Source organism: Longibacter salinarum (genome assembly GCF_002554795.1).
GTDB lineage: Bacteria > Bacteroidota > Rhodothermia > Rhodothermales > Salinibacteraceae > Longibacter > Longibacter salinarum.
Map to the genome: position 1 here is coordinate 133827 of NZ_PDEQ01000004.1, position 22252 is coordinate 156078.

Here is a 22252-nt window from a genome sequence, read left to right on the forward strand (position 1 = left end):
CCGCCCCACACGTCGGGCAAGGGGTGACCTACGGACGTCTACAGATGCTACCGGCAGACGCTTCGCACGCTGCCTTATACGTTTCCGTCACAATTGCTGAGCCGTCTCTGTTAAGCGCCTCTCACCGCTTCAGAACGGACTCGACTCCTCCGGCACGGCCCTTTCCGGAGCCCGCTCCACGCCCTCACCGCTTACTTCTCCGCACGTACCCATGGCTCAAGCCAGCACCGCTCCCGCCGTTTCTGACTCGCGATCGGCGGCAAGTGAGCGCTCTAACATCGACATTTTCAGCTATGACGAAAAGATCGTTCGCTACTTCGTGTACGCGACGGTCTTGTGGGGCTTCATCGGCATGTCTGTCGGGGCCCTGATCGCGCTACAACTGCCCTGGCCCGCGGCTAATCTCGGCGAATATCTGTCCTTCGGCCGGCTCCGCCCGCTGCACACGAACGCAGTGATCTTCGCGTTTGCGGGCAATGCCATTTTTGCCGCCATCTACTACTCCACCCAGCGCCTCTGCAAGGCGCGGATGTTTAGTGATTGGATGAGCAAATTTCACTTCTGGGGCTGGCAGGCGATCATCGTATCGGCCGCGATAACGCTTCCGCTCGGCTACACGACATCGAAGGAATACGCGGAGCTGGAGTGGCCCATCGACATTGCGATTGCTGTCGTCTGGATCGTATTCGCAATCAACTTCTTCGGCACCCTCTACAAGCGACGTGAGAAGCACCTCTACGTTGCGCTCTGGTTCTACATCGCAACGATTGTGACCGTCGCCGTGCTTCACGTGGGCAACAGCCTCGCGCTCCCGGCGTCGATGCTCAAGAGCTACCCGATCTACGCCGGTGTGCAGGATGCTCTAGTTCAGTGGTGGTACGGCCACAACGCCGTGGCTTTCTTCCTGACGACGCCCTTCCTCGGCCTGATGTATTACTTCATGCCGAAAGCGGCGGAGCGGCCGGTCTTCAGCTATCGTCTTTCGATCGTCCACTTCTGGAGCCTCGTCTTCATCTATATCTGGGCGGGTCCACACCACCTACAGTACACCGCACTTCCCGAATGGGCTGGCACACTGGGCATGCTCTTCAGCGTGATGCTCTGGATGCCGAGTTGGGGGGGTATGATCAACGGGCTGTTCACGCTCCGTGGCGCGTGGCATAAGCTGCGGGATAGCGTCGTGCTCAAAATGTTCGTGATCGGCATCACCTTCTACGGCATGTCAACCTTTGAGGGCCCGCTGCTGTCGGTCAAGAGCGTCAACGCGCTCAGTCACTACACCGACTGGACCATCGGCCACGTCCACTCGGGCGCCCTGGGATGGAATGGCTTTATGACCTTCGGCATGATCTACTGGCTCCTGCCCCGCCTCTGGCGCACGGACCTGTGGAGCCAGAAGCTCGCCAACGCCCACTTCTGGACGGGCACGATCGGCATCCTCCTGTACGTCCTGGCGATGTACAACTCGGGCATTACGCAGGGCCTGATGTGGCGGGCATTTGACGAAGCCGGAAATCTGATGTATCCGGAGTTTATCGAAACCGTCGTCCAGGTCATTCCAATGTACTGGGTCCGCCTGATTGGCGGTCTGCTCTACCTCGGCGGCGTCATGATGATGATGGCCAATATGTACATGACCATTCGCTCCGCTCCCGACGACCTTCCGGATCCCACATTCGCCGCCCCGCGCCAGCCGATGAAATACGGCCATGGCGATGGTGCAGGCAACGGCGCCTCGGAGCAGACCCCCGAGCCCGCTCCCGCTCGTGCCCGCACCGCCACCGAGTCCGAATCGGTTCCGACCGAGGCGGGAACGCCCGGTACCGAGGCGGAAACGCCCGGTACCGAGGCGGAGACGACCGGAACCAAGAAGGCTCAGCTGCCCGGCTCGAAAAAGGCGGACGGCCCCGGTTCGAAGAAGGCAGAACTGCCTGGCTCGAAGAAAGCCAACCTACCCGACTCGAAGACGGACGACGCCGACGCGGACGAAGACTCCACGGACGAAAGCTGATCCTACCGGATTCGACCCGGTCCCGTGCGCGCTCTGCTGGAGTGTCTACGGGATCGGGCCTTCCGGGACACGCCCTCTGCCCTCCAACGATCATATACACCTCTCCCTCCTGTCATGGGACGATTCATTAAGAGCAATGGAATGCACCGGACGCTTGAAGGCTGGCCGCTGGTCTTCACCGTCCTCACGACGCTTGCTATTCTCGTAGGCGGCCTCGTAGAGTTCCTCCCCCTCGTTCTCGTCAACAGCGCGGTCGATCGCATCGAAACCGTCGAGCCATGGACCCCTCTGGAACTTGAAGGCCGCGACATCTACATCGCGGAAGGCTGTAATACCTGCCACTCGCAGATGGTGCGCCCCTTCCGACACGAAATCGAGCGTTACGCTCGGAACGGGGGTGGCTACTCGAAGGCCGGCGAAACGGTGTACGAGCGCCCGTTCCTCTGGGGATCGAAGCGGACCGGTCCGGATCTGGCGCGTGAAGGCCTGCTCCGCCCACAGGCGCTCTGGCACGTCCGGCACATGGAGGACCCACGCTCCACGAGCAAAGGCTCCATTATGCCACCGTACCCGCACCTGCTGGAGAAGGACATCGATTTCGATGGGCTGACAGCGAAGCTTCGTACCCTCAAGCAGCTCGGCACACCATATTCCGAAGAGACGGTCAAGAACGCTGCGTCTATAGCACGCGAACAGGCGCAGACCATCGCCAAGGAGGTGGAAGAACAGGGCGGCCCCACGGGACTCGAGAATAAGAAGATCATGGCGCTCGTGGCGTACCTGCAGAGCCTGGGCACAGACGTCGCCGATCCCGAGGATGACGTCGCTAATGCTGAGTCCGCTTCCGACGACGCGGACGTGACCGCCGACGCTTCTCGCTGACCCCTTCTCCATCCGCCCCTCCTGCTTTAGACCCTGAACTGCCATGTGGAAAGACGCTGTCCGCGCCCTCGAAACCGGCGCCCTCTCGGAAATTGGCCTACTGGCCTTCTTCATCGCCTTCGTTCTCATCCTGATCTACGCGTTCACGCTTCCGAAACGTGAGTGCGAAACGGCGCTGAACCTCCCGCTTGACGACGCCGACTCGGTCGGCGCAGAGCGCGTCGGCGGCGACGGCCAATGACGCCTGCCCCCGGCCCCACGCCCTGAGACTCTTTCTGCCCCAGCCGCCTCAACCTGCACTGCCTCATGCCAAACGATCCAAACACGAACCGTCCCGACCGCTCTAGCTCGGACGATGGCTCCGCTCTCTACGGCCGGACCCACGACCAGCTCATCCAGGGGCACCGCTACGACGGGATCAAAGAATATGATAACCCTATGCCCGGCTGGTGGGTCTGGCTCTTCTGGGGATCCGTCGTGTTTAGCGTCATCTATTTCGTCGGCATTACCTGGTTTGACTTCGTCGACACGTACGAGGACGATCTCGCGCAGGGCCAGGAAGCGCTCGCTATGCAACGGGCTCAGTATGAGGCCGAGAACCCAACGTTTGAAGCCACACCCGCTTCACTCGCTGAGATGATTGGCAACGAAGAACGCATCGCGTCCGGCGAAGAGACGTATCAGAGTCTCTGTGCCTCGTGTCACGGCGACAAAGGACAGGGCATTATCGGCCCAAATCTGACCGACAAATATTGGATCCACGGCGGCTCCAACATGGACATCTACAACGTTCTAACGGAAGGCGTAACCGACAAAGGCATGCCGGCCTGGGATGCGAGCCTCCGACCGGAAGAGCGCGCCGAACTCGTCGCGTTCATCGAGTCCATTCAGGGAACCGAACCGGAAGGCGCGAAACCGCCGGAAGGGGACCCTGTGGAGTGACCTATGCCCATTTGTATCCCTGCGGACAAACAAAGTCGGCCAGGATAAAAGCGAGGTCCGGGTGCTGAATCCGGGCCTCGCTTTCGTGCATGGGTGACGAGAGTCTGTTTAGCCATCATCTCCACTGCCTGTCGGCTGCATCCATTGTGGGGGATTTCACCACGCAGCATCTCCGTTTCCAACTACGGGTCAGATGCGGGCTCCACTGTCGATCTCACCGCGTGCTAACGTATTTACTATAAGTATGTCTCCCGGTGCAGGCGCGCGGTCGCTCGGGAGACATCACCGGATGACGCCGCCGTCGATTCGTGCATCCGCACTTCTCGGTCCCCCCGACCGGAGATGCCTACGTATCGCCCTCAAGACTGACCTCACGTGATGGAAGTTCAAGACCGCAACGATCAGCGTCGCAGCAAACGACAGTTCATCCCCGCCGGCGACGTTGGCGTGATGGATGCACCGCCCGAAGACATCATGGCGACGCTGAATGCGGATGGAAGTCGAAAATGGCTGTATCCAGAGCTAAACAAGGGGCGGTGGTACTATTACCGCCTGATCGTTGCCTGGGTACTCGTCGCAATTTTCGTTGCGCTCCCGATCGTTAAGATCAACGGCAAGCCCGCCATCTTCCTGGACGTGCTCCATCGTGAGTTTACGTTCTTCGGGATGACGTTCTACCCGACGGATACGTTGCTGCTGATGCTCCTTATGATTGGCGTCCTCGTCAGCGTCGTGCTTTTCACGGCCCTTCTCGGCCGCGTCTGGTGCGGATGGGCCTGCCCTCAGACTGTCTATCTGGAATTTTTCTATCGCCCCGTCGAGCGCCTGTTCGAAGGGAAAGAGCACGTCCGTAAGCGACGTGACGAAGGCCCGTGGACCTTCGACAAAGTATGGCGCAAAACGGGCAAACACGCCGTCTATCTCATCTTCTCGCTCGCACTCGCCCACACGTTCGTCGCGTACTTTGCAGGCTGGAGCAATCTGTTGACCTGGATGCAGGGCTCGCCGACCGATCACTGGGGGTACTTCGTGATGATGGCCGGCACGACGGGGCTCATCCTGTTCGACTTTGGCTTTTTCCGCGAACAGATGTGCACCATCGCCTGCCCATACGCACGCTTCCAGTCCGTCTTGCTCGACCCGGACTCGCTCATCGTTTCGTACGATGAAGAGCGAGGCGAACCGCGTGGCAAAGGGAAAGAACGCTCCGATCTCGGCGACTGCGTCGACTGCTATGCGTGCGTTCGTACATGCCCGACGGGGATCGACATTCGCGATGGGCTACAGATGGAGTGTCTCCACTGCACACAGTGCATCGATGCCTGCGACGACATTATGGAAAAAGTGGGCTTCGAACCGGGCTTGATCCGCTACTCTTCCGAACGGGAAGACGAAGGTAAGACCCGGCGCTTCTTCCGCCCACGCACAGTCATCTACAGCCTCCTGCTCGTCGTCATCGCGTCCATTTTCGCAATCGCCTTCACCACGCGCGGTTCGTACGACGTGAACGTGGCCCGCGCCTCCGGCGACCCCTTTGTCGTCCTACCTAACGAGGAGGTCGCCAATCGCCTTCGGTTCCGCGTACGAAATCAGTCTCCGAAATCGACGACGTACACGGTCGAAGCCATCGAGCCCGCCGGCGCGACCGTCAAGATCCTCGGGCGAACCCCGATCTCCGTGCCGGAAGGGGAGATGAAACGGACGGAGGTCTGGATTATCACGCAACCAGACGTGATCCAGGGTGGCACACAGACAGCCACGCTGAAGGTTGAGTTCGAAAATGGCACGACGAAGGAGATGAAATTTCCTCTCCTCGGTCCGTCCTCAAATTAAGGCGGAAAACGTGAGAGGGCCACATAGCCTCTCCGGGAGGCATATTCTACCTCGCGCGGTCACTTTGCAACGGCCCAGACGCCAGCATAATCCTCGGCAAACGTTCGGAAGCTGCGGGGCGGGCGCCCCAGCAGGTCATGCACTGTGGATGTCGTTCGGGCCGCGAGCCCAAAACGCGCCGTGAGATAGATGCCCGTCATGACGAAGATAAAGGGCCACTCGCGTCCCCGACGTCTGCTGTACCGTAGGAAGTCGATCACGGACGGCTCTTCATATCGGATGGGCTGCCCCAGGACATCTGAGAGCACACGCGCGACGGTGTGATATGAAATGGCCTTGAGGCCGGTCAACTCGTACGCTCCGCCCCCACACTTCGGATGCTTGATCACGTGGGCGGCCACATCCGCAACATCGCGTGCATCGATCAATGCCGTATGCCCATCCCCGGCGGGAAGGATAAGGGTTCGTTCATCCGCAACCTCGTGACGATGCGTTGTCGTCAGGTTCTGCATAAAGAAACTCGGCCGCAAAAACGTCGCTCTGACGTCGATAGAGGCGAGTTTCCACTCGATCCATCGGTGTGGTACAAACGGGTTCGCCTCAGCTCCCTGTAGCGAGAGAAACACGATGTGACGAATCCCGGAGTCTACGGCCATGTCCAACGCGGGAAAGATGGAGGTCCAAACGCGGGCAATCGCCGGAGGGCGTACCAGAAAGAGCGCGTCCTGTCCATCGAATGCCGATCGATAACTCGCAGGATCCTGGAAATCAAAGTACACGGCCGGGATATTCAGGCGGCTTGTTGCTGCCTCTGGATGACGGCTGGCCGCACAGACCTCGCACGGGCCGTCACGCAAACACGCAACCACGTGTCCTCCAACGGTCCCGGTGGCCCCGGTCACAAGAACCCGCTGTGATCCCTCTCGCAACGTCGTCATCGTCATAGAGCTATACGAAAGATAACGGTTTGTTCGAGCCGACTGTGGCCTCGTAATTGCGAGACCTGTTGCCGTCTGGACAACACAGACACCGGCTGAGCTTGCATGAACCCAAGCTCCCACCCGCGTTCCAGACGGTTTTCAACCGGAACGTAACAAGTAGTTCTGTTGATTTCGCCGAGCGAATGTGGCTTCAAACATGCACATAGCTTAAATTCGGCTTTTACCTCGCATAGAGAATGGACGACATCCTGATACGTTCGGGCGTGTTCGCACCACGCGGCATACGAACCGATCTGTCCGGCAGTGTCTCATTCGTCGCCCTGCCAGATTTGCCTGTATCCTGCAGAGAACGCGTCGATAATGAGTGACGCAAACGAACCGAGCGTGTGGGACGACCCGCCCGCTGGCGCCGACTTTACGATTCGCCTTCCCGAGATCCCGCGCCAGGTCGACCTGGACGCCGTGGATCCGGCATCTGTGGATGCGGCGCTTCGCTCGGTTGTTCATGACAGCCTGCTACCGGTGACAACCGGCCTGAGTGTGCTGTTCATGTTCAACATGGTGCTGCATCTGATTTTTGTATCAATGCCTTATGCGGCATACATCTCTTTCCTCGCCGCGACGTCAGCCGTCGGGGCCCTGCTGCTCCGGCTCTTTCTACGGACCATGCCGTCCGATCATCCGCGCATGCATGCAGTCAGCGGACTTGTTGTCGGCGTCGTACTGGGCCACACCTTATTTACTCAGATTATCACAGGAAGCATCCCACTCACGCAGCTGACGTTGTTGCTCGTGGGAGCTGGCGTCATCATCATGTCCCGACGATGGTTCGCCGGATTCCTGGGACTTACTCTGGTCCTCTGGCTCACGTTGTCCCTGATCTCATTTCCGTTGGCCGATCTGGTCATTCCAGGGATTAGCGTCGGTGCAGCCGCGGCCTTTTCAACCATGATACACGTTGTCCGGCGGCGGACGAACGTACGGGCGGAGGAGCTCCGGCTCGTAAGCGAAAGCCAGAAAGAAGCGCTCCGGGAGGCTCTGGCGGCTGAGGAACGTCAGCGCGAGTCCCTGGCCGAGTCAGAGCAAACCCTTCGGGACACGATGAGCGACCTGCAGTCCGCGAAGTCGACCCTTGAGCGACGGGAAGAAGAACTATCGGAGATGGTCACGGCGTTGACCGAGGCGAAAAAGCAGGCGGAAGAATCCAGCCGGATCAAGTCCGCGATGCTAGCCAACATGAGTCATGAAGTTCGAACTCCACTCACGGCCGTTATCGGCTTTTCTGAAATCCTCGCAGAAGAGACGTCCGGAGAAAGCCAGCACTTCGCGTCCCTTATCATGAAGAGTAGCCGTCGCCTGATGGAGACGCTGGATTCAGTCCTGAAACTCTCCCGTCTTGAAGCCGGCAAGGTTCAGCTCAACCGCCAATCACTGGATCTCGTCGAAGAGGCAGAAGCGATGATTCTCGAGCAGTCGAACCGGGCCGACGCTGCCGGAGTGAAACTCGACCTAAGCACCTACGCCGACTCCTGCACCAGTACGCTGGATCACGGCGCCCTTCAGCGCATCCTGCGAAATCTCGTGGGCAACGCAATCAAGTTTACCGACGAAGGCGGCCATGTGATCATCCGCATTGGACACAGCGCCCACCCGCCCACGGACGCGGAGGCGGTTCGTAGAGGAGCCCAAATTCATGTCCTCGACGATCCACCGGAACGAGCTACGCATGCCGTCCTCCAGGTTGAAGACACCGGAATCGGTATGTCCGCTTCATTTCAGGAGAAAATGTTTGAAGCATTCCACCAAGAGAGCCAGGGGTTGAGCCGGAGTCACGAAGGCAGCGGTCTAGGGCTGTCGATCACGCAACGCCTGATCCGCTTGATGCAAGGAGAGATTTACGTCGAGAGCGAGAAAGGCGAAGGCACCACCTTTACCGTCTATTTTCCACTGGATCGCTTCCGGTCAAATGGCCGCTCGACGACAAACGGGATTTCGCAAACCGATTCCTCGGCCAGCGATAGCCCGTCGTCGGAACGAAGTGAACCCGTCACGTGAAGGTACGTCCGATTGCGTGTAGATGTAGGAAGCAGAAATCAGGACGTGTGCCAGCGATAACGCTCGCGAAGCTCCGCGTCTTTGCTCCGTTTCACGATGGTCCCGCAGTCCTGACAGTAAAAAACGATTTCTTTTACCGGTGCGGAGATACCAAGCATGAAGAAGAACCCAGACGTCCATCCGTACTGCGGCTCAACGATTATTTCTGGATCACCGACCGTATTCCCGCACTCGCACGTCTTGAACGTCGGGGCTTCTTGAGTCGTACGTCGGGGTAGCGTGTCGACGTCGGCCGCGACAGCAACGCCTGCACCGCTCTCGCCCTTCGTATCGGCTCCAGCCGGAACGGGATCGCCATCACCACCAACGGGCATCCCCTCCTCTTCGTCGCGCCACCACATCTCACCGACCTCGTCCTCTTCTTCGGTCTGGAAGACGTAGTAGTCAGCCGACCAACGGCCCGGCCCGAACACGAATACGACGACAAGCAGGAACAGGACGAGCGCGGAGAACTCCAGCGATTGGTTTGCGCTGAGCAACCCCTCGTTCAGGTGAACGAAAAACACAGCGCCCACGAGAACAGGGATCTGGGCAAGCGCCGCAATGCGCGTCAGGAGTCCGACGGCGAGAAGCAGTCCCCCAATCAGGTGGGCGAATGTGACATAATGCACGATGGCAGCCGAGGCGATGTCGAACTGCGACATATCGACAAGCGAACTGATGCCGCTGGTCTGCGAGATAAATAATCCTCCGCGCACCAGGAGCCCGACGCCGAGATACACTCGAATGATGTCGAGAACGACCTCCTGATGCGACTGAATCCAATCAACAATGCTTCGATACGTACTCATGGCAGTGGCGCGTCAATAGGTGAGGCCGTCGAAATGCGAAAACCGTCGGCAGATAAATCATGAAGAAATTCAGAAGATGGTATGACCCGATCGTGTATACGTTGCGTTAAGTCGGACGAATACCGCTTTCGTTACACACGACGTTACATTTCCATCTACGAGCACGCGGTATCCCCCTGGGATTGGGCGAGCACGACATCGAACAAATTTTGTGTCTCGGCGGTCACACTGATGTGTATTGGCAGCGTGTATTGCATTCTCTTTCACTGGTCAAGTCTGTCTTTCATGCCTCCGTCTTTATTTCCCGACCTGCCCGACCACTCGCGTCTGTGGGTTTACACGGCTGCCGAACCATTGTCGCGCGCCGTCCAGGCAGATTTGATCGAGCGGTTGCAAGCATTCATGGATGACTGGACGTCCCATCAACGACCAGTGCGCGCCCGCGCCACGATCCAGGATGACCGATTCGTGATGCTCGCAGCGACGGTTGACGACGGCGACGTGAGCGGGTGCGGAATTGATGCATCGGTCAATGCAATCGATGACGCCGCCGGAAACCTCGACGTACGATGGGCCGGGCCCCTGGACGTGATTTATCGCGATTCGAATGGCAAGGTCGATATCGTGTCTCGAGCTTCGTTCCGCGAGCTGATCGCAAACGGGGCGGTAACAGAGGAAACTCATGTCTTCGATCCGAGCCTCACGACACTGGCTGAACTTCGGAAGGGCCAGTTCGAGCAACAGGCCGCCGACGCCTGGCATGGCCGGGTCTTCCAGATTCCGTCCGCCGCCTGAGCCACAGGCCCTGCTTTCGCTCCGTCTACTCGCGTGCGTCTCCTCGGCCTAGTCCCTGATGAGCCTTTTCGGCAATCCTTCCGACCGTCTACGGAACTGGTACGTTCGTCTTGATCAGTCACGAAGAGAGATCCTGCTTGCGTCGACGACGCTGCTCTTCGTGATCGCGATCGGAACGGCCGGCTATCGCGTGATCGAGGGTTGGCCGTGGATGGACGGCCTGTTCATGACGTTCATCACGCTGACCACGATCGGATTTGCCGAAGTTCGCCCCCTGTCGGACATCGGGCGGTTCTTCACGATCTTCATTGCGCTCACCGGGATTGGCATCGTGACGTTTGTTGCCGCTCGGTCCGCGCAACTCCTCCTCGCCAGCGACCGACTCCGCGAACGCCAGAAGATGAAGAAAATAGATCAACTCACCGATCACTACATCGTTTGTGGATATGGGCGCGTCGGACAGCGCCTTACGGAAGACCTTGAACACGCCGGTCGGGATTACGTCGTCATCGACCAGTCGGACGAAGAAATCGAGCAACTCCAGGACGAGGGGCGGCTGTACGTCCAGGGAAACGCAGAGGACGAGGATACGCTGAACAAGGCAGGCATTGACCGGGCGTTCGGCGTGATTCTCGCTCTTCCAGACGACAGTTCCAATGTCTTTGTGACCCTCACCGCTCGGGAGATGAACCCGAACGTGTTCATCCTCGCACGAACGGTCGATCACAGGAACCGGTCAAAGCTTCTGCACGCGGGCGCAGACAAAGTTATCGCGCCCAGCGAGGTTGGAGCAGACCGGATGGCGCAGGTCATCCTCCGCCCCAACGTGGATCAGTTCCTCGAGAGGGTCCTCCGTGCCGGCGCCCTCAGCCTGCAGATCGACGAGGTCGAGGTCTTGCCCGGTGCCCCCCTCGCCGGTCAAACGCTCGCCGAGAGTAACTTCCGCCAGCAGTACGATGCGATCGTCATCGGGATGATCGACCAGAGCGAAGGCAATATGATGCGGTTTAACCCCAATCCGACGTCGAGAATTCAGGAGGGCGACATTTTGATCGTGCTCGGAGATCCGGAGATGATTCGCACGCTCCGCGATCAAGGGTGTACGCCCGCGACCTGATTCGATTCGCTGCCCCCCTCGTCTTCCGGCCCTCGGAAACCGCCACCTCACGGCGAAAGTACCTACGCCCGTTGCTTCGCGCAAAGAGACTCTTTTCTGTACGTATGAGACGAACGTCTATCGCCCGTATGCCGTGGATCCTGCGAAGCGTCGTCATCGGCGCCATGCTCGCTATTGTCGCCGGGCTTCCTGCTCCGTCGACCGCTCAGGGGTATTTCGATCAGTTTGAGCTCGAAAATATCCTCACGCGGCGCGCCGAATCCCTCGACGCGCTCCCAGAGGTCTACTATGAATACATGGTCTATGACGACCCCAGCGGGAATAGCGTCATGGCTCGCAACCGACTTTATTCGAGGCTCGGCAACGGCGACATGAAGCTTGGCCACCAGCGTGCACAACTCGTCGAGCTCTTGAATCGCATCACGCTGGAAAACGTGTCGCTGGGTGATACACTCGTCGTGCCCACCCAGTACGGTCTCGACTTCCGCGCCTACTCTCCCTTCCCACGGTACTACCCGGGCGCAAGAGATCATGACAAGGTCTTTATCATCCATAAGACGATTCAGGCCTTTGCGGCATACGAATACGGTACGCTCCAGCGCTGGGGCATCGTCAATACGGGCAACCCGGACTCCACGGCCACGCCGAATGGTCGATTCAATTTCAACTGGAAGGAGGAGCAGCGTGTGTCCACGTTGAGCCCGCCAGGCGAGGAATGGGAAATGTACTGGGTGTTCAACTTCCACGCCGCACGCGGCATCCACGTCCACCAGTACGCCATGCCGACCGGTGGACCGACCAGTCACGGCTGTGTCCGCCTCGTCGACGCCGACGCAAAGTGGATCTACGACTGGGCCGAGGCCTGGAATACAACGACTGGACATATCGGTCCGGCCAGCGGCCGTGGAAAGCTCAAATCCCCCGGCAGCATGGTGCTTGTTCTTGGCGAGGACCCGCCCGAACATCACCCGAACCCCTTTCTCGAGAAGCGACGCTACCCGGTACTCAAGCGGGTCTCGCTACCTACCGATCCGTACAGCGTGGAACCGGGCACGCCACAGCAGGAAATGTGGGATCGACTTCGCAAGCAACGCGCGTCGCGATAGCCGAAAGATGTGGCGTCTGTCACCCGCTCGGACTCAGACGAAGCGCACGTCTCCATGCAAAAAGCCGACACCCTCACGGGCGTCGGCTTTTCTATTGTGGTATGTTGACAACCTGTTTGGCGGATGGACCGCGAAAAAGTAGGCGTAGCCGCTCATGTCTTTCGTCGTCCTGACGGTGATCGCTTCACACCTACGGCGTCACATTATCCGGCAACTGCGTCATGACCGACTCCTCGCGGAAAACGCTTGCATCGTCAATCCCGCGTAGGATTCGGCTAAACCGGGGCACAACGCTGGAAGGCGAGCGCGAAAAGTAGGTTGCCACAGCTTTGCCGACGATGTGGTCCTCCGGCACGTAGCCCCAGAACCGACTGTCCTGAGAATTGTCCCGGTTGTCGCCCATGACGAAGTAGTAGTTCTGCTGGAACGTATACTCCGTGGTTTCTTGACCGTCAATAGCGAACGTAGACTCCGTCATTTGCCGGGCATTTCGGTTCTCATACCGGTCGATCACCGGCCCGTAAATCGGCCAGTTGTCGGCCGTCAACTCGACGGTAGCCCCCTTCTTCGGGATGAAAATCGGCCCGTAGTTGTCACGCGTATATCCACGGTCGCCCGGATACAGGGACGCCTGAGGCTGCTGCGTAATCTCCGGCTGAATCCGCTCAATCCACGGAAGATCGGCGATCTCCTTGATGGCGTCCGGGGTTGCGACCATCCGAACGATGCGTGCATCCGACGTCGGCTGGATCGATGAAATGGCAAGCTCCTCACGACGTGGACGCGGCAGCTGATAGCGCGCATTCTCCTTCGTTACGAGCCAGTTCTGCTGCATACCGTAACCGAGCGGATACGCCTTCCCGTCGATGAAGACCACTTTGTCGCGGACGGCGATTGAGTCGCCGGGCATCCCCATGACGCGCTTGATGTAGTGCATGCGCCGATCGATCGGGCCTGTGTCCGGCGGATAATTAAATACGACCGCGTCGCCCCGCTCTACCTCACCAAAGCCTGGCAGACGCGTGTAGGGAAACTCGACGCCCGGCACGGACCAGGACTGGATAAACGGAATGCCGACCGACATTGGCATTCGTGGGCCGTAGTGGAGCTTCGATACGTAGAGGTAGTCGCCCACGAGCAGGTTCCGCTCCATTGATGGAGTCGGAATCGTAAACAGCGCAAAGATGAACATGCGCAGTACGAGAACGACAACCAGAGCAAACCCGAACGCTTCCAGCCACTGGCGAAGCGGGCCTTTTTCGGGTCGCGCGTCTGGACGCTCTTCGTCAGCCGTCCGAGCACGCGATCGAACATCAGAGGTGTTTGTTGAGGGCAAAGTGACAGCCGAAGTCAGTGAAAAGGTGAATGCGCGGGCCGAAAACTGCGATCATCTGGACGTAAGGCAGTAGCCCGTGATTGTAAACGAAACCGCCGCGTCCGTTCGTATCTTTTCGTCTCTCCTCGTTCAGGACATCACGAACGTCATGGTACGCACATGCGCCTCCCTGGTCGAAAGCCCTCCGGAAACCCCAGGTTCAGTCTGTTTCAAGCCAGGGGCGCCGGCCGGGGGTCGTCTCGTAACGAGAGATGCGATCCAGAAAGTAAGATGACCCATCATATCCTGTACGATACCAGCGGCGCCTTTCGGTTTCAAAATAATAATCGACGTATGGGCTCGGTGCCGCGCGCATGATGGAACCAAGGAGCGCCTGACGAAGCGCAAAGAGCTGTGTTCGGTATTTCGCCGACGTAGACACGATCAGTCCCCGATCCCGTGCACCATTCGCATCGGTGATTTTAACCGGGATCGAGTCATTCACGACAACCCAGTATTCGAACTGGACGTATTCATCCCGCGGCTTCCGCAGGTTGAAGTCGGCGAGAACCTGTGTCGGATTTCCAAACTCAGATTGAAGCTTGGCGCGGAGAACGCGTGTCATGGTGGTGTCGATGGGCGTCAGATGCCGTCCTGCCCCCAGAAATGACCACCGCGTAGAGGAAAAGCGTTTTTCGAACCATCCCCGTTCGAGCTTATGAACGGCCCTTGCGTTCGAAATGGGGAAGGCGGGTGAATCAACGCTTGACTTCGGCTTCGAAAGACTTGAGCGCAGCGTATCGGAAGGCACGCGAAACCGCTTAGGCGCCGCGACGGAAACACGACCACGGGTCTTCTGCTCGATGTGCTCGGACAACATCTGAAGACGGGCCCGCTGATACCGTTCAATGAGCGACGGAGACGACTCCGTACCCGAGTCGTTCACCTGCGTTTGATACGCGGCGCGACGCATCGGGGTCGACGTGTCGTCAACAGCAATTCGCTGGGCCTGGGCACCTACAGGGCTGCCGAGCACGACGAGCACCGTAACGACCCAGAGAACATGGTAATCGGCAGAAAGAGAAGCAAGCATCGGCGAACGCACAAAAAATACCAGCTAGTGGGAGCGGCGCGAGGCAGTCGGGGCAAATGCGGTAGAGTCGTCCCCGCGATCGCCCGACACAAGATCGGAATCACAGATACGTACATCAAGGAGTATACCCGCGTCCAACGCCCCGTTATATTCCGCCCAGAGCACGACAATCAACTCTGTATGGGTCACGTCGAAACGGGACGACGACAAACTTTCCCGAACCGTCCGGCTAGTCGTCGTTCATCGAGAGCACCGCGAGAAAGGCTTCCTGCGGCACGTCGACACTCCCGACCTGCTTCATACGCTTCTTACCCTGCTTCTGCTTCTCCCAGAGTTTACGCTTACGGGTGATGTCCCCGCCGTAGCATTTCGCGGTCACGTTTTTCTTCTGTGCTCGAATCGTTTCTCGCGCCACCACGCGGCGACCGATCGATGCCTGTACCGGCACCTCGAACATCTGCTTTGGAATCAGCTCTTTGAGTTTCTTCGTCAGCTTACGTCCAATCTCGTACGCCGAGTCGCGATGAACGATGGTCGACAGCGCATCGACCGGGTCCTCGTTGATGAGGATCGTGAGCTTGACGAGGTCGCTCTGACGGTATTCGATGAACTCGTAGTCGAACGAGGCATAGCCGCGGCTCACGCTCTTCAGCGTATCGTAGAAGTCAAACACGATTTCCGCAAGCGGCAACTCGTAAACGAGGCTGACGCGTTCGGTATCGAGCCAGCGCTGCTCGACGTATTCTCCGCGACGGTCTTCGCAGAGCTGAATCAGGTTGCCAATATAATCGCTCGGCGTAATAATGTCCGCGCGGATGTACGGTTCATACACTTCGTCGATGTCGCCGTAATGCGGCATCTCTTCCGGGTTGTCCACCGTGACGATGTTTCCATCGTCCTCTTCGCCCGGCTTGCTCACTTTCACGCGGTACTCCACGTTCGGTACCGTCGTGATGATGTCGAGGCCGAACTCGCGGTCGAGACGCTCCTGGATAATTTCCATGTGGAGCAGACCGAGGAATCCGACGCGGAATCCGTAGCCGAGCGCGGCAGAGGTTTCCGGCTCGTAGGTAAGGGACGCGTCGTTTAGTTGCAGCTTATCGAGCGCACTGCGCAGGTCTTCGAAGTCGTCGGTATCGGTCGGGTAGATTCCGCTAAAGACCATCGGCTTGACCTCCTTGAAGCCCGGGATGGGCTCGGTGGCACCGTTCTTCTCCGTGGTGATCGTATCACCAACGCGCGTATCCTGAACGTCCTTCACGGATCCGATGATGTAGCCCACATCTCCGGCGGAGAGCTTGTCGACCTTCTGCCGGCCGAGGCGCAGCGTGCCTAACTCCTCCGCGTCATACCGTTTCTTATTCGACATGAACTCCATGCCCTCCCCCTGCGACAGCGTACCGTCGAAAATCCGCGCGTAGACGACGGATCCGCGATAGGAGTCGTACACCGAGTCGAAAATGAGGGCGCGAAGCGGGGCATCTGGATCGCCCGACGGCGGCGGGACGCGGTCGATGATCATCTCCAGTAGATCGTCGACGCCGGTACCGGTCTTGGCGCTAACGGCCAGGATGTCTTCGGCTGGCTCGCCGATCAGGTCTTCCAGCGACTGCGCGATGACATCGGGCTGCGCGACGGGTAGATCGACCTTGTTAAGCACCGGAATAATCTCCAGATCCTGTTCCAGCGCGAGGTACAGGTTTGAAATGGTCTGCGCCTCGATGCCCTGGGCGGCGTCTACGAGGAGAATGACACCCTCACAGGCCTTCAGCGCACGCGACACTTCGTAGGTGAAGTCGACGTGGCCGGGTGTATCGATGAGGTTGAAGATGTACTCTTCCCCATCCTGCGCCTTGTACGTCATACGAACGGCGTGGCTCTTGATCGTGATGCCACGCTCACGCTCGAGATCCATGTCGTCGAGCGTCTGCTCCTGCATGTCTCGCTCGCTGATCGTCCCGGTCCGCTCAAGCAGCCGGTCAGCCAGCGTGCTCTTGCCGTGGTCGATGTGAGCGATGATGCAAAAGTTACGGATCTTCGACTGGTCAGGCATGAACGAAGCGGAAACCTGAGGGATGCTCGCGAGGGATAGCGGTCCGATGCATGTGCACCGAGTCCGCAGTTGAGATAGGACGTGTTACACGCACGAAGACCCGTCGCGTTCGACAGATTCACGCGTCGGGTCCGTGGGAAATGTGCGAAGACAACACCGACGAGGGATTACGTCGCCGGAGCGTATCACGCTGGCGTGGACGTCGTGTCGGACCGATCCGCCACCGGCTCGACGGGCTTAGACGACTGGGCATTCCCCGGTTCGGCCGGACGGCCATTACCATTGTGGAGGCCGTGAGGGACGTAGGCTCGAAGCGGTGGAAGGGCAAAGTCGACGCGTGGCGCCTCTACAGCCACGATTTGCATCGATTCACGTTTGAGCCGACGGAGTTCGCGCTCATGGAACGTGTGATGGAAGAATAGAACGCCGACGACCCCACCCACGATAGCCATGTCGGCCACATTCCAGATCGGGAAGAGATCCACATATGCGCCCCCGTACACTGGCACAGATTCAGGAATCCAGCCTTTCCATACGCTGACGTGGATAAAGTCGACCACCTTTCCGCGAAAGAGCTCGCCGTACCCGAGGAAGACGCCGTAAAAGATGCGATCGATGATATTCCCGATCGCCCCACCGAAGATAAACGCGAGGCTCAAACGATACGGCAGGTACGCGTTGCGGACGTGATAGAAGTAGTAGGCAACGAGCCCCATCGCCAGCAGCGCCAACACAGTCACCGTTCCCTTCGGCCCAACTTGCAGGCCAAACGCCATACCCGGGTTTTCGGTGAAGGTAAACTTCAGCCAGTCTCCCACGAGCGGGATGGACTGCCCACGGTACATGTATTCAAGGACCGCTGCCTTCGTCAGCTGGTCGATGATGACGACGAGCCCGGACAGCCAAAGTACTCTCATGTGCTTCGAAATAAGTGCATAGTCGACACGGGCTTTCCACCAGCGGAAGGCCGGACAGAAATGTGCCTGTCACGACGGGGCGCTCGATCCGCTCCTGTTCAAAAACGGCGGATTACGGGCAATAACAAATGTCCCACACGCGGAATTACCCGTTCTGCTTCTCTTTCTTCTTCTGTTTCTGCTTCGCCGCAATGGAGATCTCCGTATGCGGCACGGCCTCAAGGCGCTCCTTCGCAATCGGCTCACCGGTCACCTTGCAGATGCCGTACGTCTTGTCGTCGATCCGCTCGAGAGCACGATCCAAGTACCCGATGTACTTCTGTTGGCGAGCAATCATCAGGTATAACTTCTCCCGCTCCATGGCGTCGGTTCCTGCGTCCGCCATGTGAAACGAGTACGCCGTATTGTCACTCGCCTGTTCTCGCGCCTCCTCGATTTGGCCGCGCATCCGTTCGATGTCCTCACGGGCTGCACGTCGACGCTTCATGATGAGCTCGCGGAAGTGCTGTAGCTCCTCATCAGAGAAGGGCGTTCTGCGGTCTTGAACACCAGAACTGGAGTTTTGGGCACCGGTCTTGGGCGCCTGCGCGGACTTCCCGTCGTTCGTTTGAGACTCCTTTTTCGCCATAATGAAATACGCCTTACGGATGACAATCAGAAACGAAAAATAGCGAGGAATCCGTCTCCGTCGACAGGATATCGACGGGATGCGACTCCCCTCCCGTGGAGCCCGCGTCAGGACGTGGAGGACGGCGTGCTGGCCCGTCGGACCGCCACCGTCAACTGCTCGTCGCCAATCTCGAATGTTTCCACGGCCTCGCCCTCCGGCTGTTCGGACGGCTGCAACTCCAGAGCCAGGGTCTCGTTCCGAATCCAGTCGGCCCATTGCGTGATTGCGCCACGGATCCGGTCGGATCCACGGTAGTCGATTTCGATGCGATCGGTGACGTCGAAACCCGCGTCCTTGCGCAGATTCTGAATCCGTTTGACGCTTTCACGGGCCAGTCCTTCCTCAAGCAGCGCTTCGCTAATCTGGGTGTCCAGCGCGACGGTAATTCCCGCACGCTGCTCGACGAGCCAGCCTTCGATGCCCTCGCTCGTAATGTCCAGGTCCTGCGGGCCAAGCTCGATTTCGTCGCCGTCGACCGTCAGGACGATCGAACCGGTATCGATGTACTCCGTGATTGCATCGTCATCAAGCTGGCGCACCTTCTGGTTCACCGGCTTCATTTTCGCGCCGAGGCGCGGTCCCAGGCGGCTGAAGTTGGGCTTGGCCGAGCGACGCACAACGTCGCTGGTGTGATCAACGTATTGAATCTCCTTGACGTTGACCTCATCCAAAATGACATCTGCAACGTCGTCCACGGCTTCTTTCTCGACGCCGGTGCCCGTCACGACGAGAATGCGGGGGAGCGGCTGGCGAACGTTGATCTCAGCCTGATTGCGCAGGCTCAGGACAACGGACGAAATGGTCCGCGCGAGTCCCATCCGATGCTCAAGGGCGTCGTCGCGCTCCTCGTCGTTGACGACCGGGAAGTCGGCGAGGTGGACGCTCTCCGGGATGTGACCGGACTGGGCATCTGCATTGCCAGTGAGCACACGGTACAGTTTTTCGCCGAAGAACGGCGCAACCGGGCTCATCAGCTTCGCGGTGGCGAGCAGGCATTCATACACGGTCTGGTACGCGGCCTCCTTGTTCTCAGCCGGCACAGCCTGACCGTTCTCCTGGGCTCCTCCGTCTCGTTTCGCGCTCCAGAACCGGCGGCGCGAACGACGGAGGTACCAGTTCGACATCTCCTCAACAAATCCTTCGACGGCGCGGGCCGCTGTGGTCGGGTCGTACTCGTCCAGCGCCGCGGCAACATCTTCGACCGTCGTGTTTAGTCGGCTGATGATCCAGCGATCCAGCTCCGGACGCTCTGCCACGGGAATCCGCTCCGCACCGGCATCGAACTCGTCGATGTTGGCGTACGTCGAGAAAAAGCTGTAGACGTTTTCGAGTGTGCCGAAGAACTTGCGCCGCAGGTCACGCAGCCCGCGCTCACTGAACTTGATATTCTCCCACGGCGGCGTGTTGCTCATCATGTACCAGCGCACAACGTCGGCACCGTACTCGTCGATGACCTCGAACGGAGCAACGGTGTTGCCCTTGGACTTCGACATCTTGTTGCCGTCCTCATCGAGCACGAGACCGTTCACAACGACGTTCTTGTACGCCACGTCGTCCATCACGAGCGTCGCGATGGCGTGCAGCGTGTAGAACCAGCCGCGCGTCTGGTCGACGCCCTCGGCAATGAAGTCGGCCGGGAAGTTGGCTTCGAACTCTTCCTTGTTCTCGAACGGGTAGTGCCACTGTGCATACGGCATCGAGCCGGAGTCAAACCAGACGTCGATGAGATCCGGCACGCGGCGATAGGTCCCGCCATCGTCGGCCTCGCACGTCCAGTCGTCCACGAACGGCCGGTGGAGATCCACCTCGTCATCATCCGCCGGAATCTGATCGCCAAAACGCTCGCGCAGTTCGTCGATCGAGCCGACCATGAAGTAGTCGTCCGGGTTCTGGTCGTTCACCCAGATCGGCAGCGGCGTCCCCCAGTAGCGACGCCGGCTGAGGGCCCAGTCGACGTTGTTCTCGAGCCACTCGCCGAACCGGCCGATGCCGATCCCTTCGGGCTGCCAGTTAATCGTCTTGTTGCGCTCCACCATTTTGTCCTTGAGCGCCGTCGTCCGGATGAACCAGCTGTCCACCGGGTAACTCATCAGTGGCGTGCCCTTCCGCCAATCAAACGGGTAGTTATGCAGGTACGTCTCGTGTTTGTAGAGCAGGCCGCGCTCCTTCAGATCGGTCGTGATCTGCTTGTCGGCGTCCTTGAACCATTCGCCGGCCACCAGCGGCGCATCGTCGGTGAAGCGGCCGTCGGTGTCAATCGGGTTGAAGAGCGGAAGGCCCTCCGACTGTGCCACAGCATGGTCATCCGCGCCGTACGCGGGCGCCATGTGCACGAGTCCGGTCCCTTCCTCCGTCGAAACGATGCCAGCGGAAACCACCCGCCATGCTTCGCCCTTCTCGACCTCGTCGGTGAAGTAGCTGAAGACGGGCTGGTACGTCTTGCCAAGCAGGTCAGAGCCCGGGAAGGTGTCGACGATCTCGTAGTCCTCGTCGAGCACCTCGTCGAGGAGCTCCGTGGCCATGATTAGGAATTCCTCGCCCTGATGTGGGTCGTCGTGACGGACCTTCGCGTATTCGATGTCCGACCCGACGGCCAGCGCGGTGTTGGAGATGAGCGTCCAGGGCGTCGTCGTCCACGCGAGGAAGTACGTGTCCTCCTCCCCATCCACAGCGAAGCGGATGTAAACGGACGGGTCCTGCGTTTCCTCGTAGCCGAGGCTGACTTCGTGACTCGACAGCACGGTGTGCGAGCCGGGGCTGTACCACTGGACTTTCTTACCGCGATACAGCAAATCGCTATCGTGGATCTGCTTCAGCAGCCACCAGACGCTCTCAATGTATTCCGTTTCGTACGTGACGTATGGATCGTCGAGGTCGACCCAGTAGCCCATCCGCTGCGTGAGCTCGTCCCACTCGTCTTTGTACTTCAGGACGCTCTCCCGGCACGCGGCGTTGTACTTCTCGACGCCGTATTCCTCGACGTCGGCACGCGAGTTCAGGCCGAGCTCTTTCTCGACCTCAATCTCTACTGGCAGGCCGTGCGTATCCCAACCCGCCTTTCGGGCGACGCGAAAGCCCTTCATCGTTTTGTACCGGCAGAAGATGTCCTTAATCGCCCGGGCCATGACGTGGTGAATGCCCGGGTGGCCGTTCGCGGTCGGCGGTCCCTCGTAGAACGTGAAGGCGGGCTGGCCGTCCCGCTCGGAAATGCTTTTCTCGAAAATGCTGTGCTCGGTCCACCAGTCCAGGACCGATTCTTCGAGCTGGGGAAGAGACGAAGGGAGCGAGTCGAACGTCGCCATGGGAGAAAAGAGAACGTCGAGGTGCGGGAGTTAGGTCACCTACACGCTACGGCACGGCACTCCGCGATGTTCTACTCTCCATTCGAAATTCGGTGTTGACGACTCAACTTTCAGAGTTCAGGGTTCAACGTTCAGGGTTCAACGTTCAGGGTTCAACGTTCAGGGTTCAACGTTCGGCGTTCGACGGACTGCCAAACAACCTGAGGGGGAATGTCCACTCAGATCGTAAATATAACAGCGTCGGGCCGTGCGACGCTTGGTCCCTTCGAAAACGGACGGAAGGCCGAACATCGAACCGATTCGGTAAAGACGAATCAGGATGGACCTGATGTGTTACCCATCTTGCCGAGGCAACGCGCTACCCATGTT

17 protein-coding genes are annotated in these 22252 nt (G+C 59.1%); 9 read left to right on the plus strand and 8 right to left on the minus strand.

The window, feature by feature from the left end:
- Nucleotides 1–211: 211 nt before the first annotated feature.
- From ccoN to ccoG, 5 genes are all read left to right on the plus strand, one after another.
- Nucleotides 212–2011 carry a cytochrome-c oxidase, cbb3-type subunit I gene (gene ccoN / locus CRI94_RS08975; protein ID WP_098075363.1) on the plus strand — a complete coding sequence of 600 codons (1800 nt, stop codon included), beginning with the start codon at nt 212–214 and terminating at the stop codon, nt 2009–2011.
- Nucleotides 2012–2125: 114 nt separating this feature from the next.
- Nucleotides 2126–2893, plus strand: coding sequence for a cytochrome-c oxidase, cbb3-type subunit II (gene ccoO / locus CRI94_RS08980; RefSeq protein ID WP_098075364.1), 768 nt, complete (start codon nt 2126–2128; stop codon nt 2891–2893).
- Nucleotides 2894–2936: 43 nt separating this feature from the next.
- Entirely contained in the window at nt 2937–3134 is a 198-nt protein-coding gene (locus CRI94_RS08985) for a cbb3-type cytochrome c oxidase subunit 3 (protein ID WP_098075365.1), read from the plus strand.
- 65 nt (nt 3135–3199) lie between these two features.
- Nucleotides 3200–3835 (plus strand): cbb3-type cytochrome c oxidase N-terminal domain-containing protein, encoded by a 636-nt coding sequence (locus CRI94_RS08990; protein WP_098075366.1) that lies wholly within the window; start codon nt 3200–3202, stop codon nt 3833–3835.
- 378 nt (nt 3836–4213) lie between these two features.
- Nucleotides 4214–5668 (plus strand): cytochrome c oxidase accessory protein CcoG, encoded by a 1455-nt coding sequence (ccoG, locus tag CRI94_RS08995; protein WP_098075367.1) that lies wholly within the window; start codon nt 4214–4216, stop codon nt 5666–5668.
- A 59-nt stretch (nt 5669–5727) separates the two neighbouring features.
- On the opposite strand, the gene CRI94_RS09000 is transcribed toward ccoG, so the two are convergent.
- A complete protein-coding gene (locus CRI94_RS09000) occupies nt 5728–6612 on the minus strand; it encodes an NmrA family NAD(P)-binding protein (RefSeq protein ID WP_098075368.1) in 885 nt (294 codons plus the stop codon).
- A 357-nt stretch (nt 6613–6969) separates the two neighbouring features.
- On the opposite strand from CRI94_RS09000, the gene CRI94_RS09005 reads away from it, so the two are divergent.
- Entirely contained in the window at nt 6970–8664 is a 1695-nt protein-coding gene (locus CRI94_RS09005; RefSeq protein ID WP_098075369.1) for a sensor histidine kinase, read from the plus strand.
- A gap of 38 nt (nt 8665–8702) precedes the next feature.
- On the opposite strand, the gene CRI94_RS09010 is transcribed toward CRI94_RS09005, so the two are convergent.
- Nucleotides 8703–9515, minus strand: coding sequence for a DoxX family protein (locus CRI94_RS09010; RefSeq protein ID WP_098075370.1), 813 nt, complete (start codon nt 9513–9515; stop codon nt 8703–8705).
- A gap of 285 nt (nt 9516–9800) precedes the next feature.
- On the opposite strand from CRI94_RS09010, the gene CRI94_RS09015 reads away from it, so the two are divergent.
- From CRI94_RS09015 to CRI94_RS09025, 3 genes are all read left to right on the plus strand, one after another.
- Nucleotides 9801–10310, plus strand: coding sequence for a hypothetical protein (locus tag CRI94_RS09015; protein WP_143815352.1), 510 nt, complete (start codon nt 9801–9803; stop codon nt 10308–10310).
- Between the two features lie 58 nt (nt 10311–10368).
- Complete coding sequence (locus tag CRI94_RS09020) at nt 10369–11427, plus strand: potassium channel family protein (RefSeq protein WP_098075372.1); 1059 nt, start codon at nt 10369–10371, stop codon at nt 11425–11427.
- Between the two features lie 104 nt (nt 11428–11531).
- Nucleotides 11532–12533, plus strand: coding sequence for a L,D-transpeptidase (locus CRI94_RS09025; RefSeq protein WP_245846142.1), 1002 nt, complete (start codon nt 11532–11534; stop codon nt 12531–12533).
- Between the two features lie 190 nt (nt 12534–12723).
- Here the strand turns inward: CRI94_RS09025 and lepB are convergent, their stop codons facing one another.
- From lepB to ileS, 6 genes are all read right to left on the minus strand, one after another.
- The gene (gene lepB, locus CRI94_RS09030) at nt 12724–13869 is read right to left on the minus strand and encodes a signal peptidase I (protein WP_245846143.1); all 1146 of its coding nucleotides are present in this window, start codon (nt 13867–13869) and stop codon (nt 12724–12726) included.
- A 199-nt stretch (nt 13870–14068) separates the two neighbouring features.
- Nucleotides 14069–14941 carry a hypothetical protein gene (locus CRI94_RS09035; protein WP_098075374.1) on the minus strand — a complete coding sequence of 291 codons (873 nt, stop codon included), beginning with the start codon at nt 14939–14941 and terminating at the stop codon, nt 14069–14071.
- 229 nt (nt 14942–15170) lie between these two features.
- Complete coding sequence (gene lepA / locus CRI94_RS09040) at nt 15171–16994, minus strand: translation elongation factor 4 (RefSeq protein ID WP_098075375.1); 1824 nt, start codon at nt 16992–16994, stop codon at nt 15171–15173.
- Between the two features lie 185 nt (nt 16995–17179).
- Nucleotides 17180–17911, minus strand: coding sequence for a signal peptidase II (locus tag CRI94_RS09045; RefSeq protein WP_098075376.1), 732 nt, complete (start codon nt 17909–17911; stop codon nt 17180–17182).
- Nucleotides 17912–18056: 145 nt separating this feature from the next.
- Nucleotides 18057–18539 (minus strand): TraR/DksA family transcriptional regulator, encoded by a 483-nt coding sequence (locus tag CRI94_RS09050; protein WP_098075377.1) that lies wholly within the window; start codon nt 18537–18539, stop codon nt 18057–18059.
- Between the two features lie 107 nt (nt 18540–18646).
- Nucleotides 18647–21883, minus strand: a complete 3237-nt coding sequence (gene ileS / locus CRI94_RS09055; RefSeq protein ID WP_098075378.1) for an isoleucine--tRNA ligase — start codon at nt 21881–21883, stop codon at nt 18647–18649.
- Nucleotides 21884–22252: the final 369 nt, after the last annotated feature.

Coding starts and splice junctions, on each gene's coding strand:
- ccoN (WP_098075363.1), top strand. CDS start 212: ATGGCTCAAGCCAGCACCGCTCCCGCCGTTTCTGACTCGCGATCGGCG.
- ccoO (WP_098075364.1), top strand. CDS start 2,126: ATGGGACGATTCATTAAGAGCAATGGAATGCACCGGACGCTTGAAGGC.
- CRI94_RS08985 (WP_098075365.1), top strand. CDS start 2,937: ATGTGGAAAGACGCTGTCCGCGCCCTCGAAACCGGCGCCCTCTCGGAA.
- CRI94_RS08990 (WP_098075366.1), top strand. CDS start 3,200: ATGCCAAACGATCCAAACACGAACCGTCCCGACCGCTCTAGCTCGGAC.
- ccoG (WP_098075367.1), top strand. CDS start 4,214: ATGGAAGTTCAAGACCGCAACGATCAGCGTCGCAGCAAACGACAGTTC.
- CRI94_RS09000 (WP_098075368.1), bottom strand. CDS start 6,612: ATGACGATGACGACGTTGCGAGAGGGATCACAGCGGGTTCTTGTGACC.
- CRI94_RS09005 (WP_098075369.1), top strand. CDS start 6,970: ATGAGTGACGCAAACGAACCGAGCGTGTGGGACGACCCGCCCGCTGGC.
- CRI94_RS09010 (WP_098075370.1), bottom strand. CDS start 9,515: ATGAGTACGTATCGAAGCATTGTTGATTGGATTCAGTCGCATCAGGAG.
- CRI94_RS09015 (WP_143815352.1), top strand. CDS start 9,801: ATGCCTCCGTCTTTATTTCCCGACCTGCCCGACCACTCGCGTCTGTGG.
- CRI94_RS09020 (WP_098075372.1), top strand. CDS start 10,369: ATGAGCCTTTTCGGCAATCCTTCCGACCGTCTACGGAACTGGTACGTT.
- CRI94_RS09025 (WP_245846142.1), top strand. CDS start 11,532: ATGAGACGAACGTCTATCGCCCGTATGCCGTGGATCCTGCGAAGCGTC.
- CRI94_RS09035 (WP_098075374.1), bottom strand. CDS start 14,941: ATGCTTGCTTCTCTTTCTGCCGATTACCATGTTCTCTGGGTCGTTACG.
- lepA (WP_098075375.1), bottom strand. CDS start 16,994: ATGCCTGACCAGTCGAAGATCCGTAACTTTTGCATCATCGCTCACATC.
- CRI94_RS09045 (WP_098075376.1), bottom strand. CDS start 17,911: ATGAGAGTACTTTGGCTGTCCGGGCTCGTCGTCATCATCGACCAGCTG.
- CRI94_RS09050 (WP_098075377.1), bottom strand. CDS start 18,539: ATGGCGAAAAAGGAGTCTCAAACGAACGACGGGAAGTCCGCGCAGGCG.
- ileS (WP_098075378.1), bottom strand. CDS start 21,883: ATGGCGACGTTCGACTCGCTCCCTTCGTCTCTTCCCCAGCTCGAAGAA.